Source organism: Arthrobacter sp. StoSoilA2 (genome assembly GCF_019977195.1).
GTDB lineage: Bacteria > Actinomycetota > Actinomycetes > Actinomycetales > Micrococcaceae > Arthrobacter.
Genome location: NZ_AP024643.1, coordinates 3,289,619 through 3,312,101, shown reverse-complemented (window position 1 = coordinate 3,312,101; position 22,483 = coordinate 3,289,619). Strand labels below are relative to the sequence as shown.

The 22,483-nt window shown below is 61.6% G+C and carries 19 protein-coding genes and 2 tRNA genes; 14 read left to right on the top strand and 7 right to left on the bottom strand.

Features of this window, described 5'->3' with window-relative positions:
* The first annotated feature begins 127 nt into the window (after positions 1 to 127).
* The 4 genes from LDN82_RS15000 (at position 128) to LDN82_RS14985 (ending at position 4,837) form a co-directional block, all read left to right on the top strand.
* Positions 128 to 3,124, top strand: coding sequence for a UPF0182 family protein (locus LDN82_RS15000; RefSeq protein ID WP_224164798.1), 2,997 nt, complete (start codon positions 128 to 130; stop codon positions 3,122 to 3,124).
* Positions 3,125 to 3,327: 203 nt separating this feature from the next.
* Positions 3,328 to 3,401 (top strand) — tRNA-Met (locus LDN82_RS14995).
* Positions 3,402 to 3,815: 414 nt separating this feature from the next.
* Positions 3,816 to 3,889, top strand: a tRNA-Met gene (locus tag LDN82_RS14990).
* 150 nt (positions 3,890 to 4,039) lie between these two features.
* Complete coding sequence (locus tag LDN82_RS14985; RefSeq protein WP_224164796.1) at positions 4,040 to 4,837, top strand: GntR family transcriptional regulator; 798 nt, start codon at positions 4,040 to 4,042, stop codon at positions 4,835 to 4,837.
* A 99-nt stretch (positions 4,838 to 4,936) separates the two neighbouring features.
* Here the strand turns inward: LDN82_RS14985 and LDN82_RS14980 are convergent, their stop codons facing one another.
* Complete coding sequence (locus tag LDN82_RS14980; protein ID WP_216924066.1) at positions 4,937 to 5,725, bottom strand: PspA/IM30 family protein; 789 nt, start codon at positions 5,723 to 5,725, stop codon at positions 4,937 to 4,939.
* Between the two features lie 99 nt (positions 5,726 to 5,824).
* Positions 5,825 to 7,873: a TPM domain-containing protein gene (locus LDN82_RS14975; RefSeq protein WP_224164794.1), complete on the bottom strand. Its 2,049-nt coding sequence runs from the start codon at positions 7,871 to 7,873 to the stop codon at positions 5,825 to 5,827.
* Positions 7,874 to 8,219: 346 nt separating this feature from the next.
* Between LDN82_RS14975 and LDN82_RS14970 the strand changes: the two genes are divergently transcribed.
* The 6 genes from LDN82_RS14970 (at position 8,220) to LDN82_RS14945 (ending at position 14,770) form a co-directional block, all read left to right on the top strand.
* A complete protein-coding gene (locus tag LDN82_RS14970) occupies positions 8,220 to 9,941 on the top strand; it encodes a trypsin-like peptidase domain-containing protein (RefSeq protein ID WP_224164792.1) in 1,722 nt (573 codons plus the stop codon).
* 254 nt (positions 9,942 to 10,195) lie between these two features.
* A complete protein-coding gene (locus LDN82_RS14965) occupies positions 10,196 to 10,999 on the top strand; it encodes an electron transfer flavoprotein subunit beta/FixA family protein (RefSeq protein WP_224164790.1) in 804 nt (267 codons plus the stop codon).
* Positions 11,000 to 11,011: 12 nt separating this feature from the next.
* Positions 11,012 to 11,965 carry an electron transfer flavoprotein subunit alpha/FixB family protein gene (locus LDN82_RS14960; protein ID WP_224088130.1) on the top strand — a complete coding sequence of 318 codons (954 nt, stop codon included), beginning with the start codon at positions 11,012 to 11,014 and terminating at the stop codon, positions 11,963 to 11,965.
* 5 nt (positions 11,966 to 11,970) lie between these two features.
* Complete coding sequence (locus LDN82_RS14955) at positions 11,971 to 12,750, top strand: PIG-L deacetylase family protein (protein WP_224164788.1); 780 nt, start codon at positions 11,971 to 11,973, stop codon at positions 12,748 to 12,750.
* Positions 12,751 to 12,824: 74 nt separating this feature from the next.
* Complete coding sequence (locus tag LDN82_RS14950) at positions 12,825 to 13,370, top strand: gluconokinase (RefSeq protein WP_224088126.1); 546 nt, start codon at positions 12,825 to 12,827, stop codon at positions 13,368 to 13,370.
* On the top strand, positions 13,367 to 14,770 hold the full coding sequence (locus LDN82_RS14945; protein ID WP_224164786.1) for a gluconate:H+ symporter: 1,404 nt from the start codon (positions 13,367 to 13,369) through the stop codon (positions 14,768 to 14,770). The genes LDN82_RS14950 and LDN82_RS14945 overlap by 4 nt, the downstream gene beginning before the upstream one ends.
* A 97-nt stretch (positions 14,771 to 14,867) precedes the next feature.
* On the opposite strand, the gene LDN82_RS14940 is transcribed toward LDN82_RS14945, so the two are convergent.
* The 4 genes from LDN82_RS14940 to LDN82_RS14925 all read right to left on the bottom strand — a co-directional run bounded on the left by LDN82_RS14940 (position 14,868) and on the right by LDN82_RS14925 (position 17,988).
* The gene (locus tag LDN82_RS14940) at positions 14,868 to 15,701 is read right to left on the bottom strand and encodes an anti-sigma factor (protein ID WP_224164784.1); all 834 of its coding nucleotides are present in this window, start codon (positions 15,699 to 15,701) and stop codon (positions 14,868 to 14,870) included.
* Complete coding sequence (sigK, locus tag LDN82_RS14935) at positions 15,702 to 16,415, bottom strand: ECF RNA polymerase sigma factor SigK (protein ID WP_224164782.1); 714 nt, start codon at positions 16,413 to 16,415, stop codon at positions 15,702 to 15,704.
* Positions 16,416 to 16,493: 78 nt separating this feature from the next.
* Positions 16,494 to 16,961, bottom strand: a complete 468-nt coding sequence (locus LDN82_RS14930) for a tRNA (cytidine(34)-2'-O)-methyltransferase (protein ID WP_224088121.1) — start codon at positions 16,959 to 16,961, stop codon at positions 16,494 to 16,496.
* A gap of 85 nt (positions 16,962 to 17,046) precedes the next feature.
* Positions 17,047 to 17,988 carry a J domain-containing protein gene (locus LDN82_RS14925; protein WP_224164780.1) on the bottom strand — a complete coding sequence of 314 codons (942 nt, stop codon included), beginning with the start codon at positions 17,986 to 17,988 and terminating at the stop codon, positions 17,047 to 17,049.
* Positions 17,989 to 18,110: 122 nt separating this feature from the next.
* On the opposite strand from LDN82_RS14925, the gene LDN82_RS14920 reads away from it, so the two are divergent.
* The gene (locus LDN82_RS14920) at positions 18,111 to 19,037 is read left to right on the top strand and encodes a YegS/Rv2252/BmrU family lipid kinase (protein ID WP_224164778.1); all 927 of its coding nucleotides are present in this window, start codon (positions 18,111 to 18,113) and stop codon (positions 19,035 to 19,037) included.
* Between the two features lie 240 nt (positions 19,038 to 19,277).
* On the top strand, positions 19,278 to 19,958 hold the full coding sequence (locus LDN82_RS14915; RefSeq protein ID WP_224164776.1) for a hypothetical protein: 681 nt from the start codon (positions 19,278 to 19,280) through the stop codon (positions 19,956 to 19,958).
* Between the two features lie 3 nt (positions 19,959 to 19,961).
* On the opposite strand, the gene LDN82_RS14910 is transcribed toward LDN82_RS14915, so the two are convergent.
* Positions 19,962 to 20,381, bottom strand: a complete 420-nt coding sequence (locus tag LDN82_RS14910; RefSeq protein WP_224088118.1) for a hypothetical protein — start codon at positions 20,379 to 20,381, stop codon at positions 19,962 to 19,964.
* 91 nt (positions 20,382 to 20,472) lie between these two features.
* Between LDN82_RS14910 and LDN82_RS14905 the strand changes: the two genes are divergently transcribed.
* Together LDN82_RS14905 and LDN82_RS14900 are read left to right on the top strand one after the other, a co-directional pair.
* Positions 20,473 to 21,156 (top strand): helix-turn-helix domain-containing protein, encoded by a 684-nt coding sequence (locus tag LDN82_RS14905; protein WP_224164774.1) that lies wholly within the window; start codon positions 20,473 to 20,475, stop codon positions 21,154 to 21,156.
* Positions 21,157 to 21,213: 57 nt separating this feature from the next.
* Entirely contained in the window at positions 21,214 to 22,443 is a 1,230-nt protein-coding gene (locus LDN82_RS14900; protein ID WP_224164773.1) for a cysteine desulfurase family protein, read from the top strand.
* The last annotated feature ends 40 nt before the right edge of the window (positions 22,444 to 22,483 follow it).

The following is a 22,483-nucleotide window of genomic DNA, read 5'->3' as shown; positions in this document are numbered from 1 at the left end:
GGCGGTGGAACTTAGCTCCACCGCCACTCGTGGCATATATGACGGACTCCGCCATCGCCCAGGGGCAGAGATCGTTGAACACACGCACACCGACTTTTAACTGACGACCACCAATGAGGTACAGAGTTTGTCCCGTCCCGCCAGCTCCAACCCGCCCGGAAGATCGCCGCTGAGACGAGGTGCCCTGACTCCGACGCTCATCGTCGTGGCAGTGGCCGTCGTTGGATTCATTTTCTTCGCCAATGTGTGGACAGACGTCCTCTGGTACCAGCAGCTAGGCTTCTTCGAAGTTTATGTCCGCGAGAACCTCGCCCGGATCGTCACGTTCCTGGTCGGTTTCGCCATGATGTTCGCTGCCGTCTACTTCGCCATCAGGATCGCGTACCACGCCAGGCCGGTCTACGCTCCGGATGCTGAGTCACGTGACAACCTCAACCGTTATCAGGCCCAGCTTGAGCCTGTCCGCCGAGTCGTCATGGTCGGCCTGCCGATCCTGTTCGGGCTCTTTGCCGGCAGCGCAGCGGCAAGCCAGTGGCAGAAGGTTCTCCTCTTCTTCAACCAGGAGCCCTTCGGCCAAGCGGATCCGTTGTTCAATCTCGACATCAGCTTCTACTTGATGTCGCTCCCGTTCCTTGGCTTTGTTACCGGATTCCTCATCAGCATTGCGGTAGTGGCTGGCATTGCCGGCATCCTCACGCATTACTTGTACGGAAGCATCCGGCTCATGGAGCGTGGTGTTTTCACCAGCCGTGCCGCCCAGATCCACATTGCCGTAACAGGTGCATTCTTCCTGCTGCTGCTTGGCGTGAATTTCTGGCTGGACAGGTACTCCACTGTGCAGAGCTCATCCGGACGGTGGGCAGGTGCACTGTATACGGACGTCAATGCCGTTGTGCCCACCAAGGCCATCCTGGCGGTTGCGGCGGGCTTGGTTGCGATTCTCTTTATCATCGCTGCGGTTATTGGCCGCTGGCGCCTGCCGGTAATCGGTACCGCGATGTTGATCATCACCGCCATCCTGGCGGGTGGCGTCTACCCATGGGTTATTCAGCAATTCCAGGTGCGTCCCTCGGAAAACACCCTGGAAAGGGAGTTTATTGACCGCAATATCAAGATGACCCGGGCAGCCTACGGCCTGGACAAGATTGATGTGTCCGCCTATAACGCCACAACAACGGCTACGAGCGGAGCTTTGGCAAAGGACGCCCAGACTGCGGCCAACATCCGCCTGCTGGATCCGAACCTCATCTCCTCGGCGTTCGCCCAGCTTGAGCAGTACCGTCCGTACTACCAGTTCCCCCAGACACTGAATGTGGACCGCTACACAGTGGATGGCAAAGTGCAGGACACCGTCATCGCTGTTCGCGAACTGAACCCGGACGGCCTGAGCGCAAATCAGCAGACCTGGGTCAACCGACACATCGTTTATACCCACGGTTACGGTGTTGTCGCAGCGAAGGGCAACAAGTTCACGGTTGATGGCAAGCCGGATTTCCTGCAATCAGGCATTCCATCCAACGGCGTTCTCGGCAATGACACCACGTACGAACCTCGCATCTACTTCGGCGAGAACTCTCCTGAATATTCGATCGTTGGCGCTCCCGAGGGTGCCCAGCACCGCGAGCAGGACCGCCCCGCTGGTCGCGAAGGCGGGGGAGAAACCCAATACACCTTCACTGGCAACGGCGGACCCATCGTAGGCAACTGGCTCAACCGCATTCTGTACTCCATCAAGTTCCAGTCCTCGGACTTGTTGCTTTCGGACGGCGTGAACGAGAAATCCCAGATTCTCTACGACCGCAATCCCCGCGAACGGGTTGAGAAGCTTGCTCCCTACCTGACGGTGGATGGCAACGCGTATCCGGCCGTCGTCGATGGTCGCGTGAAGTGGATCGTTGACGGTTACACCACTAGCCAGTACTTCCCGTACTCCCAGCCCCAGCAGTTGCAGAACGCGACCGTTGATTCGCAGACCAGTGCGGGCCGGACGGTGACGCTGCCCAATAGCTCCGTGAACTACATCCGCAACTCGGTCAAGGCCACTGTCGACGCATACGACGGCTCGGTCACGCTCTATGCCTGGGACGACCATGATCCTCTCCTGAAGGCTTGGCAGAAGGTGTTCCCCACCACGATCAAGTCCTACACGGAGATGTCCGGCGACCTCATGAGCCACGTCCGCTACCCGGAGGACCTTTTCAAGGTCCAGCGCGAACTCCTTGGCCGCTACCACGTCACGAACCCTGACAGCTTCTACCAAAACAATGATGCGTGGAGTGTTCCGAATGACCCCACAGTCTCGGAAGCCGTCAAGCAGCCGCCGTTTTACATGTCCCTGCAGATGCCTGACCAGGACAAGCCTGCTTTCCAGTTGACGTCATCCTTCATTCCGCAAACAGTCAACGGCAACGCAAGGAACATCCTGTACGGATTCCTGGCCGCCGATTCGGATGCCGGGAACGTCAAGGGAGTTAAGGCTGACAGCTACGGCAAGCTAAGACTGTTGCAACTTCCTACGGATACCCAGGTTCCTGGCCCAGGACAGGCGCAGAACAAGTTCAACTCGGATCCCACCGTGTCCCAGGCGCTTAACTTGCTGCGTCAGGGCGCATCAGACGTCTTGAACGGAAACCTGCTGACCCTGCCCGTGGGTGGCGGCCTACTTTATGTCCAGCCCGTCTACCTGAAGTCAACAGGCGAGACCTCTTATCCCACCTTGCAGCGGGTCCTCGTGGCCTTCGGCGACAAGATCGGCTTTGCAGCTACCTTGGATGAGGCTCTGGACCAGTTGTTCGGCGGTAACTCCGGTGCCAAGGCTGGCGACTTCCAGAACAATGGCCAGACGCCCGCAACGCCGCCCGGTACCACAACGCCTCCTGCGGGCCCGACTGACGCCAAGGCTGATCTCAAGGCGGCTCTGGACGAGGCCAACAAGGCAATCCAGGATGGCCAGGCAGCTCTGGCAAAGGGAGACTTTGCCGGTTATGGCCAGCAGCAGGCCAGGCTTTCCGAGGCACTCAAGAGGGCCATCGACGCCGAGACCCGCCTGGGCATAACGCCGGAACCGACAGCGACGCCGAGTGCTACACCAAGCGCCACGCCGTCGCCGTCGCCGAGCAGCTAGTAGCCGGTGAAAGGTTGACGCCGCGTGACTAGAAGGGCCGTTGTCCTCTCCTCCTGGAGCGGGCAACGGCCCTTTTGGTTTACAAAATGGTTGGGGAAGCGCTCTTCCGGAAATTCGATTGAGCGATATTGACCGGGGGAGATGCACATCACGTCGTTAGGATTTGGTCTGCCATTCACCGGACGGTAATGTTGTTCTTGCGACGCGGGGTGGAGCAGTTCGGTAGCTCGCTGGGCTCATAACCCAGAGGTCACAGGTTCAAATCCTGTCCCCGCAACTGGAGAAAAGATCCGGATCAGTATTCACTGGTCCGGATCTTTTGTTTTCCCGGATCTTAGGGTTATGGGACAAAACGTGTGTAAATCCGGGTTATGGGACAAAGAGTGTATAAATCCCGGGTGCGTCATGTGCGTCCGGCCCAGCCTTTGCGGTGCTCTTCGCTTATGCCCCGGTGGGCCCGTTGCAGTAACCGGAGTTGGGCGTCGGTGCCGCCTTCCAAGCGGTTGGTGGTCGAGGCGATCTGGAGGCCGGCGAACTCGGCGCCCAGGTACCTGAACAGTGTCCCCCGTGCACACGTTTGTCCTATGACCCCGGATCTTATGTGGCCAACCCTCCAGCCCGTGATCTGCACCACCTTCACCGCGTGATGGTCATAAGCACCCTGCCTGGTGCGGTAGAGTTGTTCTTGCGACGCGGGGTGGAGCAGTTCGGTAGCTCGCTGGGCTCATAACCCAGAGGTCACAGGTTCAAATCCTGTCCCCGCAACTGGAGAAAGGTCCGGATCAGTTTTCACTGATCCGGACCTTTTTGTTTTCATGCTGCGCCAAGCGCCCGCGGTGCCGGTGCTGGGGTCCAACGCCGGTGCTAGCATCAAATCCGGAATGGCTGCGTGCGGGGAATGAATGGGAAGGCCGGATGGTCAAAGAAGACTTCAGCCAGGACCTGGATCGACAGGCCCTGCAAAGGAACAGCCCCGTAGCGGTGTACCAGCAGGTTGCAGACGTCCTGACTGATCAAGTCAGCCGGTTGGAACCGGGCGCACGGATCCCGACCGAGGAATCGTTGATGGACGAGTACGGGATCAGTCGTACTACGGTCCGCAAAGCAATTGAAACCCTTGTTGTGAAGGGGTTGCTTGTTCGCCGGCAGGGCAAGGGTACTTTCGTCATGGCGCAGCGTCCGGTCCGGATGTTAAACCGCTTGGCGCCCTTCATGGAGACGTTCACAGCAGCAGGAATGAAGACTGTCAAAGGCCTGATTGAATACAAATGGATGGAGAAGGACAGGTCCGTGCCAGCCAAGCTGGTGTCCGATGACAATCTCGTCCTGGTGATCCGTCGCTCCTATTCAAGCGGCGGATGGCCCTATGCCATTGCCGAAATCTTTATCCCTTCCCACATCGGCCGTCACATCAGCCTCGCGGATGCTGAGCGCAATTCCATTTACCAGGTGATCCAGGACAGGACGTCCAAGCCTCTCCAGCGGGCCGAAATCACGGTCACGATGCACGCCCCACCGGAGCACCTTGCCGATGCCTTGAATGTCCGTGAATTTCCCATGGTCCCGCGCTTGGAGCGGACCACTTTGGGGCCGCACGGTGAAGTCCTTGAATGCACGGTGACTTATTTCCACCCCAAGGGTTTCGAAATCCGTGCTGAAGTGGCCACGGACGTTGGTCCTGGCCAGGACCCCTTGGAGTCTTCCCTGCTCTAGGCATGGTTGGCGACAGAAACAGAATGGCCGGACCCTGGAAGGGATCCGGCCATTTGCATGGTTCAGGTGCACATCAGAGAGCCGTAAGGCCCTACATAGCTAGAGCTTGTCGAAGTCGGTTTCGTCGATCGTTGCACCGCTGGAGGCCGGGGCCCCGGCCCCGATGGCAGGCTTGCTGCCTCCGGACTTCAAGGCCGCCAGGCGGGCCTCAATTTCGGTCTGCTCTCCGAGGTCTTCCAGCTGATTGAACTGGGCATCCAAGCTGGATGCGGCAAGTTCCTGTTGGCCCAGGACCTTGGCTTCCTCCCGGCGAATCTTCTCTTCGAAACGGCCAACTTCACTGGTTGGGTCCATGATGTCAATGCTCTTCAAAGCATCGTGTACCTGCGACTGCGCAGCTGCGGTCTTGGAGCGGGCTACGAGTTCGTTGCGCTTCGCCGTGAGCTGGTTGAGCTTGTTCTTCATCTGGTCAAGCCCACTCTTGAGCTTGTCCACAACCTCGGTCTGGGACGCAATGCTGGGCTCCGCGGCCCTGGCTTCCGACTCTGCCGTCATCTGACGCTGGATGGCAACCTTGGCCAGGTTGTCGAACTTCGTGGCATCCTCGGTATCACCGGCAGCCCGGTACTCGTCGGCCTTGCGCGACGCGGCAAGGGCTTTGTTGCCCCAGTCCTGGGCGTTCTTGACGTCTTCGTTGTAGTCGGCCTGCAGCATGCGGAGGTTTCCGATGGTCTGAGCCACTGCCGACTCGGCCTCAGCAATGTTGTTCGTGTAGTCGCGGACCATCTGGTCCAGCATCTTCTGCGGGTCTTCAGCCTGGTCCAGCAAAGCGTTGATGTTTGCTTTGGCGAGCTGCGAGATCCGGCCGAAAATGGACTGCTTAACCATGGTGTTGCCTTTCGTCCTGCTCAGTGGAACCCACTGAAATCAGTGATCAGTTGTTGTACCGCTCCTAGATGGGGCATGGACCCCAGCTAAAGTGTGGGGCTAGAAACTGCCGGAGTCGCCGCCGCCGAAATCACCTCCGCCGCCACCCCAGTCGCCGCCGCCGGAGTCGCCACCGAAGAATCCGCCGCCACCGCCGTCGTTGTGGCCGCCGCCCCAACCGCCGCCACCGCTGTTGAAGATGGAGTTGATCAGGATACCGCCGAGAATTGCGCCTCCAAGGCCGCCACCTCCGCCGCCGCCTCCGAACATTCCACCGCGGCCGTAGCCTTGATCGGCATAACCGAAGTGGTCGACGTCGGCCTGCGCCAGCTGGGCTGCCTGTGCAGCGAGTGAGTGGGCCTGCTGGGCGTAGGTCAACGCCGTTACAGGGTCATTGCGCGAGATCGACAAAGCGTAGTCGAGATTGCGCTGGGCTTCGGCGAGCCTGGTGCGGGCCTCAGTTCCAACGCCGCCACGACGTGCCGTGATGTAGTCCGAGGTCGCGCTGATCTGGGCCTGCGCCGCCATGATGGTCTGCTGCAAGGATGCTTGTGCACGGCGGGCCTGTTCCTGCTGGTCGCGGATGCCGGTCAATGACTGATCAAGCGCCTGGTGTGCTGTTTCTACGCGGGTCAAGGTAGCTATGGGGTCGATCTTTCCACCTTGGATTTCAGCCTTGACTTGACCCAGCGCCGCCTCCACACCAGCCACGGGCCCTGCTAGTTCAGGATGTTCACCTGACTGGATCATGGCCCTGGCCTGCGCGAGGTCCTGGCTGGTCTCGGCGACAGCGCTTTCCAAGGAGGCGCGGGCCTCGTCAAGGCTGCCCGCCGTCTTGGAGATCGCGTCGATAAGGACGTTCGTCTGGTGCAGGCTCTCTTCGGCAGCGCGAACCGCTACGGCGGCCAGGCTGTTTTCTCCCGCAGCCAGTTTTTCCTGGGCGGTAGTTGCTGCATTCTGAACGAACGCCAGGCGTTCCTTCGCCTGCAGGATGTTGTCGGAGACCTGCGTCAACGCAGACTCGGCGTACTTGCTGCGAAGGCTTTCAAGGGATTGCTCTGCAGTGGCGATCCTGGAGTCGGCCTCCCGGGCACCTGCCGTGACGGTGGCCAGGGCCTGCGGGGCCTTCTTCTCGAGCTCGCGAAGGGAGTCGAAGTCTGCCTTCTGGTCACGCAGTGATGCGAGGGCCGCCTCGGAACGGCGAATAATCTCTCCGAGCCACGTCCGCTGTTGTTCCTCAGTGTCCGGAATATGGTCGTCCAGTTGCTGTTGCAGCTTGAACGATTCGGTCATGTGGGCTTTGGCTTCCTGAAGAGCCTTGGTGAAGTTGCCAATCGCCGAATCACCGTACTGGGCCTGGGCGAATCCGAGTTCCTGTTCGCTGGATTTAATGGCGTCATCGGCCTCGATAAGCAACGAGCCGCTCTTCTGGCGCAGCTCCGGAATGCTCAGCCCTGCCAGTGGGTCAAGCTCTTCTCCTTGGGGGCCGTAGCTGGCGCTTGATGCCTGGCCGGTCTTCTTGCGGCGATTTCGCAGGTAGAGATAGGTAGCCGCGCCACCTGCTGCCACTACGCCCACACCGACGAGGACTCCGACACTGCCATTACCGCTCGGCACGGTACCGCTGCCGCCACCGGCGGCGTCCCCAATTGCTGCGGCTGTGTCAATTGCTGCCTGGGCGTAGTCCTTCTTGCCGCCGCCCAGGTTGGCAGCCACGGCGTTTTGGGCTATAGCGCCCTGCTTCGAGTAGATGGGGCTACCTGAGTTGAGCGCGAAGTTGTACTGGCCAGCCGTGGAAATCGCAAGGATCGCATCAGGCTTGCCCATGCCCTTGGCTTTGGCTACCGCTGCGGTCCACGCCTTGGGATCTGACGGATTCTCGAAGGAGTTCACCGTAACCACGTACAGGTTGTATTTGTGGTCCTTGAGTGTTTTCTGGATGGCTTCCTGAACTTCGCCCTTGCGGCTGCCCAGGACATTGGCATCATCCACGATGTTTTGGCCGGACGGTATGGTCACCGGATCTGCTGCCCAGGCGGCGCCGGCCGGGAGGGCCAACATTCCAGCCACGCCAATCACGGCGAGTACACGTTTCACTATTGACCGCATGTGCAACCCTTCAGCACGTCTGCGACTGGAACAAGGCGAACCAATCGTCACAGAATGCTCAGCGCCCCCACGCATGGTTTGTAAAGCCGCAGGTCGCTGTGGCAATTCCACTTGATTCTATGGTGCACCCCATACCCCGTCCACAGCGTTGAATATGCCACCAGCGAAACATAGGAGAAACCCGCAATGCCTGCGCGTTGAGGCTCTGTGTATCAGCCCTCGCTGTCCTTTACCCGGGGTCCTGTGCAGCACTGAAACGGGCTTTCAGGAAGCTCCCAGCGAACGTCCGATTTTGTTCCAGTAATAAGGGCCATAGTTATGGGAGACAAGGATGAAAGGAAGTCCCATGACGGAGAACCCAGCGCAGGGCACCGCACCAGAGAATCGTGATCCGTCCGAGCCCCGGGATCCCGCTGAAAGCTCTGACGCCGCCCCAACCCGGCAGCAGCCAACCCAGCAGCAGCCAACCCATCAGCAGCCAACCCAGCACTCTGCTTGGAATTCCGGGCAGGAAACCGGTACGCATGCAACAACTCCGCTGCCGGCCTTCCAGCCTCCTGCCCAATCGGCGCCTCACACCAATGGCAGTCCAGCCAAAGCCAACCCAGGGGCACAGGGCAACACAGGCCAGCCAAACACACGGGCACAGACCAACGCAGGCCAGCCACACACAGGCCAGCCAAACACAGGCCAGCCACAGTACTACGGCGGCCCTCAGCCCCACGAACCCGGGCACCGCCCCAACTACCCCCAGCACCAGCCGTTTTACGGCGGGGGGACCAACCCCGGAAACCACGCTCCCGGAAACCCCGCTCCCGGGCAGGGCTTCCACAGCGCACCTGGCCAGCAGTCCCCGGTAGGCGCCAAGCGCAATCCTGCGTTCGGCATTGGGACGCTCCTTGCCAGCATCCTCGCCGCGGGCCTGGTAGGTGGCGGCGTGGTGGCGGGCAGCAACATGCTTTTGGACAACCCGGCACCGGCGGCTTCAACGGGCGGGCAGTCGAGCACCGTGATCGTCAACAACAAGGATGACGTCAACGTCATCACCGCAGCGGCAGCGAAGGCGTCGCCGAGCGTTGTCACCATCAAAGCGACGGCCGGTAACGAAGGCGGAACGGGCTCCGGCATCATTATCGATGACCAGGGCCACATCCTGACCAATACGCACGTGGTGACCCTGGATGGTGCTACGTCGAATGCTGCCATCGAGGTCCGCACCAGTGATGGGAAAGTCTTGAAAGCCAAGGTCGTTGGAACCGATCCGCTATCGGACCTTGCGGTCATCAAAGTCGACGACACGTCCGGCTTGGTGCCTGCCACGCTCGGTGACTCTTCGAAGATCAATGTGGGGGACACCGCCGTCGCGATCGGTTCGCCGCTTGGCCTGACTGGCACTGTGACGGACGGTATTGTCTCCACGCTCAACCGCACTATCAGCGTCGCCTCCTCTGCTGCGCCGAAGGAAGGCACTGACGATTCGCAGGGCGGCGACCAGGGCTTCCAGTTCGCCCCTCCGGGCGGTGGCCAGGGCCAGCCGACTGCGAACGAGGGCTCGATCTCGATCAACGTGATCCAGACTGACGCCGCGATCAACCCGGGCAACTCCGGTGGTGCGCTTGTGAACAGCAAGGGCGAGATCATCGGCGTCAATGTCGCCATCGCGTCTGCAGGCAGTGGCACATCGGATTCCTCAACCGGCAACATCGGTGTGGGCTTCAGTATCCCGATCAACCATGCCAAGCGAGTTGCACAGGAAATCATCGATACCGGCAAGGCAAGCCATGGCCAGTTTGGTGTCTCTGTGCGGTCGAAGTCGTCCACGGGTAGCGATTCAGGGTTCTCGGTTGGCGCGGAGGTGGCTTCAGTGACCTCGGGTTCGGCCGCGGCGAAGGCCGGCATCAAGGTTGGCGACGTCGTCACCAAGTTCGGTGACTACCAGGTGACTGACCCCAACCAGTTGACCGCGGCGGTCCGCGAACAGCCCGCTGGCGCCAAGGTCAAGGTAACTATCCAGCGCAACGGCCAGTCCCAGGAAGTGGAAGTCACTTTGGACGCTGCACAGCAATAACAACCCAACGGCAGTAACCTGCACAAAGGGGACGACGGCGGGCGGCACCTCAGCGGTGCGGCCCGCCGTCGGTCTGTGCCCGCACTTGCCGAGGCGGATGAAACAGGCGTTAACGCACAATCGTTTTTCTGCGGGTTTCTGCGGGCAATATGCTTAGCTAGGGGAAGCCCACACGCTGGGCAATTCACGGCCACGCTCCTGCGGTTGGCCGTCCACAAGCATGGAAGGCTGCTTCGAAGACAGTGGAAGAGACATTGAAGATTGTCGTTCTGGTCAAGCACGTCCCGGACGCGCAGTTCGACCGGCACATCACCGGACCCGGCAACACAACTGACCGTGATGAGAGCATCTTGTCCGAACTTGACGAGTACGCACTTGAGGCAGCACTGCAGCTGGCTGAAGAGCGTGGCGGGGCCAAAGCCGGCAACGAGGTCATTGCCCTCAGCATGGGGCCCTCCGGTGCGGTAAACGTAGTCAAGAAGTCGTTGCAGATTGGGGCCTATTCCGGGGTCCACCTCAGCGATGACGCGCTGGCTGGTTCGGACGCCGCGGCTACGTCGTTGGCGCTTGCAGCCACCATCCGCCATCTCTCGGCAGATGGACGCCCGGTGGACCTGGTCCTGACCGGCATGGCTTCCACGGACGGCGAGACCTCTCTCATCCCGGCTCAGCTGGCCGAGCGGTTGTCGCTCCCGCAGCTTACGTTTGCCTCAAGCCTGGAGGTTAACGGCGGAACCGTGGTGGCGCGTCGGGATGCCGGCTCCCACTCGGAAACCGTGGAAGCGCAGCTCCCGGCGCTGGTCTCGGTCACAGATCAGATCAATGAACCGAGATACCCCAATTTCAAGGGAATCCTGGCAGCAAAGAAGAAGAAGATTGCCTCGTTGTCGCTTGCCGATATCGGTGTCGATCCTTCCGAGGTAGGCCAGGCAGGCTCGTGGACGGTTGTGGAGTCTGCAGCTGCCCGCCCGCCCAGGACCGCAGGTACGATCATCACCGACGAGGGCGACGCCGGCATTAAGCTCGTCGACTTCCTGGCCGCACAGAAGCTGCTCTAAAGGACTCCAACCATGGCAAATGCACTTGTTTTCATTGACAATCCCGGGGCTGCGCTCAAGAAGAGCAGTTTGGAGCTCCTGACCCTTGCGCGGAAGCTGGGGGAGACCGCCGTCGCGATCAACGGTGAATTGACCGACGACGTCGCAGCTACCTTGGGTGCCTACGGCGTGGCGACGATCTTCCAACCCTCTGCGGATGACCTGGACGACTACCTGGTTGCGGCTAAGGCCGGGTACCTCGCGGCGGCAGTGGCGGCTTCAGGCGCAACAGCTGTCCTGGTCGAAAACTCGCCGGAGGGCAAAGAGATCGCGGGACGACTCGGCATTAAGCTGAACGCCGGAGTCATCACCGACGTCGTTGGTGTGGATGCGGATGGCACCGCCCACAAGTCGGTTCTCGCGGGTTCCTACAACACCACGGCGAAGGCCACTACTCCGGTGTCGGTCTTTTCCGTAAAAGCGAACATCGTGGAACCAGAGCCGGCAGGCGCAGCCGCAGCTCCCGCGACAGCCAAGGTTGAGGTTCCTGCAGATGCTGCAGCGAATGCGGCCCGGATCTCCTCGCGCACGGTGAAGCCCGCCAGTGGCCGGCCTGACCTCAGCGAGGCCAGGATCGTTGTGGCCGGCGGGCGGGGCGTCGATGGCGACTTTGGCCCGTTGGAAGAACTCGCCGATGCCCTTGGTGCTGCCGTTGGCGCTTCGCGGGCAGCAACCGATGCTGGGTGGATTGGCCACGACGCCCAAGTGGGCCAAACCGGTGTGACTGTGTCTCCGCAGCTGTATATTTCGGCAGGTATCTCAGGAGCAATCCAGCAAAAGGCTGGAATGCAGACATCCAAGGTCATTGTGGCGATCAACAAGGATGCAGAGTCTCCTGTCTTTGAGATCGCGGACTTCGGCATCATCGGCGATCTGTTCAAAGTTGTGCCGCAGGCAACAGCTGAGATCAAAAAGCGGAAAGGCTGATCCCTTTGACTTCTGGCGTTTCGTCAGCAAAGAGCCCGTTCAACACCTCCACGGAGCGTGTTGAGCGGGTGCTTTGTTTTACTGCCCATCCTGACGACATCGACTTCGGAGCCGCAGGAACCATAGCTGCCTGGACTGCTGCCGGCGTACAGGTCACCTACTGCATCATGACTGATGGCGACGCCGGCGGGTTTGATCCCGTTGACCGGGAACGCATTATCGAACTCCGTGCCACGGAACAGCAACGGGCGGCAGAGTTGGTGGGAGTCAAAGACATCCGGTACCTGCACGAACACGATGGCTACCTTGAGCCGACACACAACGTCATCAAGCAGGTTGTGAAGCTCATCCGGGAAATCCGCCCGGACATCGTGTTGACCATGCACCCGGAACGGAACTGGGACCGCCTTCAGAAGAGCCACCCGGATCACCTCGCAGCCGGGGAGGCCGTAACCAGGGCGGTTTATCCCGCCGTGGAGAATCCCTTTGCCTACCCTGAGTTGGCTGAGGCCGGACTTATGGCCTACAAGCTTCCCTGGCTCTGGTTTATCTCCAGTCCAGAGGACCGTGAGAACCATTTCGTGGACGTCACCAAGCATGTTGATGCCAAGCTCGATGCGATCCGCATCCACGCGAGCCAGCACCCGGACATCGAGGGGATGGAGCGCGTGGTCCGTGGCATGTTGATGGCCAACGGTGCCCGTGCAGGGCTTCCTGCCGGGGCAAGCGCCGAGAGTTTCCACGTAGTGTCCGTCAACGGATCCAGTACTATCGCCGGCTTTTGACATTGCCGATATGTAACCCGTGTCATATGCTGGACCTCGGTTAAATCATATTTATTCGAGGAAGGCAGACTTTGATGGCGAAGACTGCACAGCAACCCGTGCTGGTGATTATGGGAGTCTCCGGTTCGGGCAAGTCGACTGTAGCCGGCGTACTGGCCGGCAAGCTTGGATGGGATCTCGCCGAAGGCGACGATCTCCATCCGGAAGCGAATGTGGCCAAGATGCACTCGGGCCAGGCCCTCAGCGATGAGGACCGGTGGCCGTGGCTTGGCATCATTGCCCAGTGGATCCGGGAACACACAGATGCCGGTACGCCGGCCATCATCACGTGCTCGGCATTGAAGAAGAAGTACCGCGACGTACTCCGGGGCGAAGGGGTTGTCTTCGTTTTCCTGCAAGGGAGCAAAGACAAGATCTCGGACCGGCTCGCGTCGCGGCACGGCCACTTCATGCCGCCCTCGCTCCTGGAGTCCCAGTTCGAAGCACTTGAGGAACCCACGGAAGACGAGAACTACATCTCGCTGTGTGTTTCGGCCTCGCCCGCTGAGGAGGCGGACGAGGTCATCGAACGGCTCGGCTTGCGTCCCCTGGGCGCGGGTTCCGAAGCGGCAGCCTCATGATCGCGCTGGAAACGGCCACACAGGTGCAGGAATGGTCCGGGCACGACACCCAGCTTCTTGTGGTGGCAGCGTTGGGTATTGCGCTGATCGTGGTTCTGATCGCAAAGCTGAAACTCCACCCATTCCTGGCCCTGGTGCTGGGCTCGGCGTTTGTTGGGCTTGCCTCGGGTGTGGAGCTGGGCAAAGTCATTACCAACTTCGAAGACGGGGTTGGGGGAGTCCTCAAGGAAGTTGGTCTCCTCATTGCCTTGGGCGCCATGCTTGGCAAATTGCTTGCCGACTCGGGCGGGGCCAACCGGGTAGTGGACACCTTGTTGGCGAAGGCCACCGGCAACAAGATCGTCTGGATGATCACGCTTGTGGCTGTGATCATTGGGCTGCCGATGTTCTTCGAAATCGGGCTGGTGCTCCTGCTGCCGGTGATTGTCCTTGTGACGCAGAGATCCGGGATGAAGCTCATGCGGATAGCCATACCGGCTTTGGCGGGGCTTTCCGTTCTCCATGGCTTGGTGCCCCCGCACCCCGGACCCCTGATCGCCATCAGCGCCGTAAAGGCTGAATTGGGCACAACACTGGGCCTGGGCATCCTTGTTGCCATTCCCACGGTCATTATTTGTGGCCCGCTCTTCTCGCGGCTGGCCGCACGTTGGGTTCCGGTGGACGCTCCCGCTGTGGCGGGTGGCATCGATACCAAGCACCGCGCAGACCTTAGTGACGTCAAGCGCCAGCCCTCGTTCCTGGTGACGCTGCTGACCATCATCTTCCCTGTGGTCCTCATGCTGCTCAAGGCATTGGGCGACATCATCTGGCCGGACGCAGCAACCGCTCCGATGATCCGGATCTTCTTCGATTTCGTGGGCCAGCCCCTGGTCGCCATGACGTTGGCGGTACTGGCCGCCATTGTGACGTTTGGATACGCGGTGGGATTCACGGGCAGCAAGATCACCGCCAAGCTGGGCGACAGCCTGGGCCCCATCGCCGCAATCCTTTTGATCGTCGGAGCTGGCGGTGGCTTCAAGCAGACGCTGATTGGTGCCGGCGTGGGTGACGCCGTCAAGAAGTGGGCAGAAGGCGCCAACATGTCTGTCCTCGTGCTGGGCTTCATCGTGGCGGTAGCGCTCCGCCTCGCCACGGGTTCGGCGACCGTTGCAACCGTGACTGCTGCGGGCATCGTCGCGCCGCTGGCCAGCAGTTTGACCCCCACCCATGCGGCTCTGCTCGCCTTGGCAATCGGAGCAGGCTCATTGTTCCTCTCGCACGTGAATGATGCGGGATTCTGGCTGGTCAAGGAGCTCTTCGGGCTGACGGTGGGCCAGACGTTCAAGACGTGGTCCGTCATGGAGACGCTGATCTCCGTGGTTGGCTTCGGGTTCGTGATGCTCTTGTCGCTGGTTTTGTAGCTGCGACTCACCTGAAAGCAAGAACGACGGCGGCCGGCCCACCTTGGTGGGACGGCCGCCGTCGGGCCTTAAGCGTTGACGTCATTCCCGGCTGGGATCAGGCGCTCAGCGGAACCACCAGCACAGGCGGCTGCGTGGGTGAGCTTGACCCGCCAGCAGGCTCCACCGTAATGGCTACTGAGGAAGCTGAAGACAACCCCTTCACCACTGCCGGCTTGGACAATGTCTGGGCGTCCATAGTGCCCTGCGGCACAGGGGCTGACCCATCCTTCGGCAACGTCCACAACTGGTAGACCTTGCCCTCGGGGGCCGGGGCGACGCCGTCCATCAATACCACAAAGGAGTCCTTGGCGGAGGAAGCGGAGATCGTTGCCGTGCCACCTCCAGGAACCTCTGCAGTTTTCTTTTGGACATCTTGGGCCTGGAGGACCTGGTTCACGGGGTCGTTCTGGGCGGCAACGTATGCACCGACACCCACGCCGCCCAACGCTATGGCAGCAGCAGCCGCGGCACCCACCAGCCATGCGCGCCCGCCACTGAAGCTTCGGCGTTCCGCGCGCTTGGTCCGGGCGGCGGCGAGTTCATCGACGACGGTCCCAGGTGCCGCCGGAGGGGCCGCGTCTGCAGCCGGCTGTGCAGCAGCGTCTTGAGCGATCCGGTCCATGATGTTGCCGAAGAGGGCGGCGGGCGGCTCTTCCTCGGGAGCGAAACCTGCCACCAGGGTCTCGCGGGCCTGCCGGACCCGCTCCTGGAACGCTGGACCTTCCGGAGCGTCCTTGACGTAATCGTCAATCAGGGCCCGTTCCGATTCGGTGACAGCATCCAAGGCATAGATTTCCGCGAGTTCGAGGACGCGGCCCTCGGCCAGGTCGGTTGCGATGTCATTGGCGAACATTCTGCGTACAAATCCTCCACCATTGTTTTCGCTCATTCAGCCCACCCCCAAGCAGGTCTTCAAGCGCAGGAGTCCATCGCGGATGCGGGACTTGATGGTAGGGACCGCGGCACCAAGGTGCTCCGCAACCTCCCTGTAAGTGAGCCCACCGTAATAGGCGAGGCGGACCGATTCGCGCTGGGTATCCGTCAATGTGCCAAGGCACCTGCTGACGGCCTCGGCCTCAAAGTTCGTGTCGGCTTCCTCGGATACGACGTCGCGATCAAGGTCCTGGCTCGCTGCGCCGTACCGGGCTTCGCGGTCCGTTGCTGCCTGCACGGCACGGACGCGGTCGATGGCACGGCGATGAGCGATGGTCATGAGCCAGGCCATGGGGCTGCCGGACGCGCGATCGAACCTGGCGGCGCCCTGCCAGACCTGGATGAAAACTTCCTGGGTGGCGTCTTCGCTCAGCTCGGAGTCGATCAGGATGCGCCTGGCCATGCCAAAGACGCGTTTGGAGGTCAGCCGGTAAAACTCGGCGAAGGCCACCTGGTCGCCTGCAGCAATCAATTCAAGCAGGCCTGTGAGCTGCGAGTTCAAGTCTGTCGCCGTGCCCGAAGTCTCGACGACCGGGGGACCGGGATTGTTGGGGATGTCCATCACTGTCCAGCATAAGTCGTGTGGTTTGAAACCCGCAGCACGAGGGCGCGTCGTTGTGCGCACAGCCGTGCAGCGGTTTGCCACCACCAGGGCCTCCAGCGCGCTCACATCGGCTCCCTCATCGAATGTCCAAGGCAGGAATTGATCCTGCATAGGTTATTCGCAGCTGCGGGCGCTGCGGATGGGCTACACCTTGGCGCCGGCAAATCCGTTCTGGCGCCACGCCTCGAAAACGGCGATGGACGCGGCGTTTGCCAGGTTCAACGAACGCAGGGAAGGCCGCATCGGGAGCCGCACCCGGGCCGTGACGTGCGGATCCTTCTTCAGCCAATCCGGGAGGCCGACAGATTCAGGGCCGAACATCAGTACGTCGCCCTCGCGGTAATTAATATCCGTGTAGGACGTTTCGCCGTCGGACGTAAAAGCAAACACACGCTCAGGCTGCAGGGCAGCCCAGGCTGCGTTAATGTCCTTATGGACCGTGACGACGGCGAGGTCGTGGTAGTCCAGGCCCGCCCGTCGCAGCTTGGCATCGGAAAAGTCAAAGCCCAGAGGCTCCACCAGATGCAGTTCGGCGCCGGTGATGGCGGCCAAACGAATGGCGTTGCCCGTATTGCCCGGGATTTCTGGAGTGTGGAAGAGGATGCGGAACACCGTCCCATCCTAGCCAGTCCCGCCCCAGCCGGTTCCATCGAGCTGGCTTCATGATGAGTCAGCCAGCGTCCACGAAAGCAGGATGTCAGTGCATGCCGCGGAGCAAGCGGGCAAGAACGGGAACCACCACGGTGTTCGGTGCTGGTCCTGAACCAAGGAACTGCTTCAAGCCGCGGGCCAATCCTGCGCCGTTGACTACCTCAACCGCGTTATGGCTTTGCCCTTTTCCGTACTGGTCAATGACTGGTTCGTGCAGGTTGCCGTCAGGACTGTGCAGGACCACCCAGCCGGTGACGTTCAACTCGGGGAAGATGTCCTGCATATGGCGGACGATGTGGGCCAGCTGCGGCGGAGCCACCGACCGGCCGCCGTGGCGCAACGAATTGCCGTCCCACGCGTAGGCGCCCTTGGGCAACAGCATGGAACCAACCAATGCCAGCCGGTAGCCGGAAAGCACTGCGTGGTCGATGTGGTTGTTGTCAGAGGGGGAGCGGAGTCCGTTGATGAGCCTTGCGGCGGGGATGGCAGGCAGGACCTGCCTGCTGATGAGCTGTACCGTCCGCATCTCGCGTTGGATGCGGGCTTCGGCTCCAAAAATGCCGCGCTTTCGCGGCAAGCCGTGGACCTGTTGGGCAGCTTCTGCCATCGAAATGAGGGGAACTTCAAGGGGGTCATCAAAGGCGGGAACGTAGACGGGCGGATCGCCTGCCGTGTTGCGCGGGGCCTGCGGACGCCTGACTCCCGTGCTGGTCGCCGGACCCGGCGCAGGCGCGCCTGTGTAGTCGCCCGGACGCGGTTGGGAGCGGCCGGTGGTGCCGCTGGCATACCTCCTGTCATACTCGGCCCGACGCTCCGGATCGATCAGGGTTTCATACGCGAGCGTTACACGGCGGAACATTTCGGCTTCGCCGCCGTGATCGGGGTGGGCCTTCCGGGCGGCCTTCCGGTATGCCACCTTGATCTCCTTGTCCGTCGCAGTGACGGACACGCGAAGAACCTGATAGTGGGAACTGCTGCCCTCGGCCAAGCACAGGCCCTTCTCTAGGATGGTGGGCCGCTCCACTGTCGGGGCGGTACGGCCAGTTTATCCAGCCACTATGAGAACGTCGGCAGCGGGCGCGGTGGTTCCCGGCTGGCATAATTCACCAGGTGAATCCTCCGGCGCCCAAGAATCCCACGCACTCGGCGGAGAAGATCGCCCTTGCCATCAATCCAACAGCATCGTTCGGACGCCACGGCCTCGCCGGGGACGAGGCCGCAGCCTGCCTTCGCACCGCCGGTTGTGACGTCGTCGTACTGGAAGCCGGAAGCTACGACGACCTCCGGACCCTGGTTGATGAGGCCATAATTTCAGGCATCAGTGCGCTGGTTGTGGTGGGCGGGGACGGCATGGTCCATTTGGGTGTCAATGCGCTCGCCGGAAAGGATCTTCCGCTGGGAATTGTTCCCGCCGGCACTGGCAACGATGTCGCCAGGCTGCTGGGCTTGCCACTCGGGGACACAAAGGCGGCGTGCGACCGCCTGCTGGCATCAATGGCATCGGGCGGGCGGAAGATCGACGCCGGACGCGTCACCGCCGCCGGGCGAAGCAGCTATTTTGCAGGGGTCCTGTCTGCCGGATTTGACGCTGCCGTTAACGAGAGGGCGAACTCGTGGCGGTGGCCCAAGGGAAAGAGCCGATACAACCTGGCGATGCTCCGGGAACTCGGTTCCTTCCGGCGTATCGAATACACGGTGACGGCCGACGGCGAGCAGTGGCGGCAGCCGGCGTTGCTGATTTCGGTGGCGAACGGCCAATCGATCGGCGGCGGCATGAGAATTACGCCCAATGCGTTGCCCGACGACGGGCGGCTGGATCTGTTTATCGTCAAGCCGTTGTCGCGGCTGAATTTCCTGGCGGTGTTCCCCAAGGTGTTCGCCGGCAAACACCTTGGTCATCCGGCCGTGGAGATCCGGCGGGTACGGAAAGTGCGGCTGGAGGCAGAAGGTGTCGTGGCCTACGCCGACGGCGAGCGCGTGGACAGATTGCCTGTGGAGGTCGAGGTTGTGCCGGGGGTTCTGCGGGTCCTTGCCTAGTTGAACTGCCCCTAGTTGAACTGCGGCTAGTTGAACTGCCCCTAGTTGAACTGCGGCTAGTTGAACTGCCCCTGGTCGCTTGAGCAGTTTGGTTTTGGGAGGGGCGAGGCATTTCGCGCTGGTCCGCTGGCCACGGTCCGCTGTGGCGGGAGGTTAGACTCGGTGGCGGCAGAAGTGGCTCGTCGGCAAAAGAGAGGACCGCCTATGGCACGGGGTGTTGGACGACGACAGGTCCCGGGCATGGTGGCCCCCCTGCCTGGGTTGGCTGCCGTGACAGGTTTGGGTGCCGCGGCTGCTTCGGCTTTGCTGCTTGCGGGATGCAGTGTGAACGTGCCTGATCCCGCAGCACCAAAGCCTTCACCTTCAGCCTCGACGCTGTCCACTCCAACCATTACGCCCGGACACGATGCTGAGGCTCTCGCCGCGAAGGACCTGCCCTTGGCCGCGGGAGAAACCTTGGCGCCCGGAGATCCGGTATTGGTATCCAGCCAACTGGAAGAAGCGCCGGGGTGGTCCGTTGTGCACTCCGGCCTGCAAGGTGAAACCCGGTTCGCGAAGACTGATGGGTGCGTGGTGGTGGTCAGGGTCAGCGTTAACCAGGGACCGTTGGTGGTTCCCGGGGATGACGCCGCGTCCACGAAGGAACTGTTCCGCTACCTGGATCCCGGGGCCGATGTGGACAAGCTAACGCCGGCCTCATTGCGGTGGGGCCAGGATTCCGGCAAGCCGGAACATAGAGTGGAATTTTTGGCCTTGGAATCAGCTCCGTCTTCCGGTGGCACCGCGGCTTTGGTTCTCGCCAGGCTTTTCAGCAGCCCGACTTCCTCTATCTACATATCGATTGCTTGTCCGGATAGCGGGACCCTGGCCGAGGCCAGGGCTGAGGTCCAGTCCGGGTTGGCCGTGGTCCCACCAGCCTGAGTGTTATTTCTTGAGCGCGGTGGCCAGGCGGTTCAGCGCGAGTGCTCCCACCAGCAGGCCGAAGTCCCTCAGCGCGACGTCGAAGAACGAGCCAAGCACCAGCAGGTTGACGATGATGCCGAGCAGCCAAGCGGCGACAACAAGGGATCCCCAGCGCGGTCGCAGGGCGACGACGATGCCGGCGATAATTTCGATGACTCCCACGCCGTACATGAAGGTCTGGGCTGAAACAGGTACGACGGCGGTGGCTGCGGGCGCGAGGTAGACAGTCCAGTCCGTCAAGAGGTTGCTGAATTTATCGAGCCCGAAAATGATCGGGGCAATCGTGAAGACCGTCCTCAGGAGGATAAAGGCCTGCCGGGAAGGGTCCCTGAGCTCGCCGTGGCTGGACTTCCTGCTCATATGAGTCGTTGCGGCTTCCATGACGCATTCCTTTCTAAAAATAGATATCTTGATTTTAGATCTCATCCCAAGGTTAAGCAACGAATCTTGTTTTTAGAGATATTCTGGCTGTATGACCACTGCACGCCACTCTTGGCTCCAAAGGATTTCGGCGATCGCCTCCTTGGACGACGACAACCGCCGGGTGTTGTTCGCCTACGTGCGCGGGGCTGCAGACGCCGTTGGGCGGGACGAAGCGGCCCGTGTTCTCGGTATTCCCCGAAGCACGGCCTCCTTCCATTTGGATCGATTGGTGAAGGATGGAGTCCTGCAAGTGGAGTTCAGGAAGTCCTCTGACAAAGCCGGACCCGGTTCCGGCCGGCCTGCCAAGCTCTACCGCCCAGCCATGGATGAGGTTGTTGCCTCCGTCCCTGAGCGCCAGTACGATCTCGCCGGGGATTTGATGGCCACAGCTATCACGCGTTCCCTGAAAGGGAACCTGCCCGTGCGGGAAGCGTTGATGGATGTTGCGGACCGCAAGGGCCAGGAGGCGGGCAGTCCCGGCGATTTCCTGGGTGCTTTGGCGGACCTCGGCTACGAACCAGTGGCTGATGAAGCGGGAGGGTACCGACTGCTTAACTGTCCGTTCCATCGGCTTTCGCAGGACCATGAGCAGGTGGTCTGCGCCATGAATGGCGCGTTCCTCAAGGGCGCCGCCACCGCATCCGGCCTCAGTGGTGAGAGCGTCCTTCCGGATTCCGGCCCTGGTCATTGCTGTGCGCGGATTGGCAGCCTGGAACCGGACCCCCAAACCTGACCTCAGGACCTGACGCTTTCGCGGTCTATGAAATGACGCCGCCGGTAGAATTGCAACGTGCCTGTATACCTCGACCACGCCGCCACCACTCCCATGTCGGCCCAAGCCCTTGCCGTCATGACGCGCGAGCTGGCGCGAACCGGCAACCCGTCCTCCCTCCATGGAGCCGGGCGGCGGGCAAGGCGCGCGGTGGAAGATGCGCGCGAATCGTTGGCGGCGGCCGCTGGAGCCCACCCGTCCGAGGTAATTTTCACGTCGGGTGGGACTGAGGCTGACAACCTGGCAGTCAAGGGCCTTTTCTGGGCCCGCCATGACGAAAACCCCCGCCGGACCCGCATCCTGTGTTCCGCCGTCGAACATCATGCGGTCATGGACACTGTGGAGTGGCTTGAGCGTCATGAGGGAGCCGAGGCCGTGTGGTTGCCGGTGGATGCAGAGGGTGCAGTGCAGCTTGAGGCCGTGCAACGTGAACTCCAGCGCGACCCCGACTCTGTCGCGCTTGTCACGGTGATGTGGGCCAATAACGAAGTGGGCACGATTCAGCCCGTCGCAGAAATAGTGGAGCTGGCCAGCCGATACGGGATTCCGGTGCACTCGGATGCGGTCCAGGCCTTCGGCTCCATTCCGGTCGATTTCCGGGCTTCCGGGCTTGCTGCTATGTCAGTCTCGGGGCATAAGCTCGGCGGGCCCGTTGGCGTGGGCGCGTTGTTCCTCGGACGGTCCATCAAGTTGACTCCGGTTCAGCACGGCGGCGGGCAGGAGCGCGATGTGCGCTCGGGGACTCTGGACACGCCCGCCATTGCTGCCTTCGCGGCGGCTGCGGAGGCCGTAACCGATAACCTTGCCGCCGAGGGTGAGCGCATCAGCAAGCTGCGCGACCGTCTCATTGCCGGGGTTCGGCAGGCCGTTCCGGACGCTGTGCTTCGTGGGGCGCCCGGGGAAGGCCGACTGCCCGGCAACGCCCACTTTACTTTTCCCGGTTGCGAGGGAGATTCGCTCCTGTTCCTTTTGGACCTCGCCGGCGTTGAATCATCTACCGGTTCGGCCTGCACCGCCGGGGTGCCCCGCCCCTCGCACGTCCTCCTGGCCATGGGCCTGGACGAAGACACTGCCCGTGGCGCCCAGCGCTTTACGCTGGGGCACAGCTCTACGGACGCCGACGTCGATGCCCTGCTCAAGGCGCTTCCCGAGGCTTGCGCCCGGGCCCGTCAAGCAGGCATGGCCGGCCATGAATCAAACATCCAGACAGCGGCAACGGTAGCGCGGCGGGGAGCCCCGGCGTCTTAGCCCGGCAATGAGGCCCCCAGCAAAAGCCGGGTCGCGAAAG

Coding starts and splice junctions, on each gene's coding strand:
- LDN82_RS14985 (WP_224164796.1), top strand. CDS start 4,040: ATGGTCAAAGAAGACTTCAGCCAGGACCTGGATCGACAGGCCCTGCAA.
- LDN82_RS14980 (WP_216924066.1), bottom strand. CDS start 5,725: ATGGTTAAGCAGTCCATTTTCGGCCGGATCTCGCAGCTCGCCAAAGCA.
- LDN82_RS14975 (WP_224164794.1), bottom strand. CDS start 7,873: ATGCGGTCAATAGTGAAACGTGTACTCGCCGTGATTGGCGTGGCTGGA.
- LDN82_RS14970 (WP_224164792.1), top strand. CDS start 8,220: ATGACGGAGAACCCAGCGCAGGGCACCGCACCAGAGAATCGTGATCCG.
- LDN82_RS14960 (WP_224088130.1), top strand. CDS start 11,012: ATGGCAAATGCACTTGTTTTCATTGACAATCCCGGGGCTGCGCTCAAG.
- LDN82_RS14950 (WP_224088126.1), top strand. CDS start 12,825: ATGGCGAAGACTGCACAGCAACCCGTGCTGGTGATTATGGGAGTCTCC.
- LDN82_RS14945 (WP_224164786.1), top strand. CDS start 13,367: ATGATCGCGCTGGAAACGGCCACACAGGTGCAGGAATGGTCCGGGCAC.
- LDN82_RS14940 (WP_224164784.1), bottom strand. CDS start 15,701: ATGAGCGAAAACAATGGTGGAGGATTTGTACGCAGAATGTTCGCCAAT.
- LDN82_RS14915 (WP_224164776.1), top strand. CDS start 19,278: ATGGTGGCCCCCCTGCCTGGGTTGGCTGCCGTGACAGGTTTGGGTGCC.
- LDN82_RS14910 (WP_224088118.1), bottom strand. CDS start 20,381: ATGGAAGCCGCAACGACTCATATGAGCAGGAAGTCCAGCCACGGCGAG.
- LDN82_RS14905 (WP_224164774.1), top strand. CDS start 20,473: ATGACCACTGCACGCCACTCTTGGCTCCAAAGGATTTCGGCGATCGCC.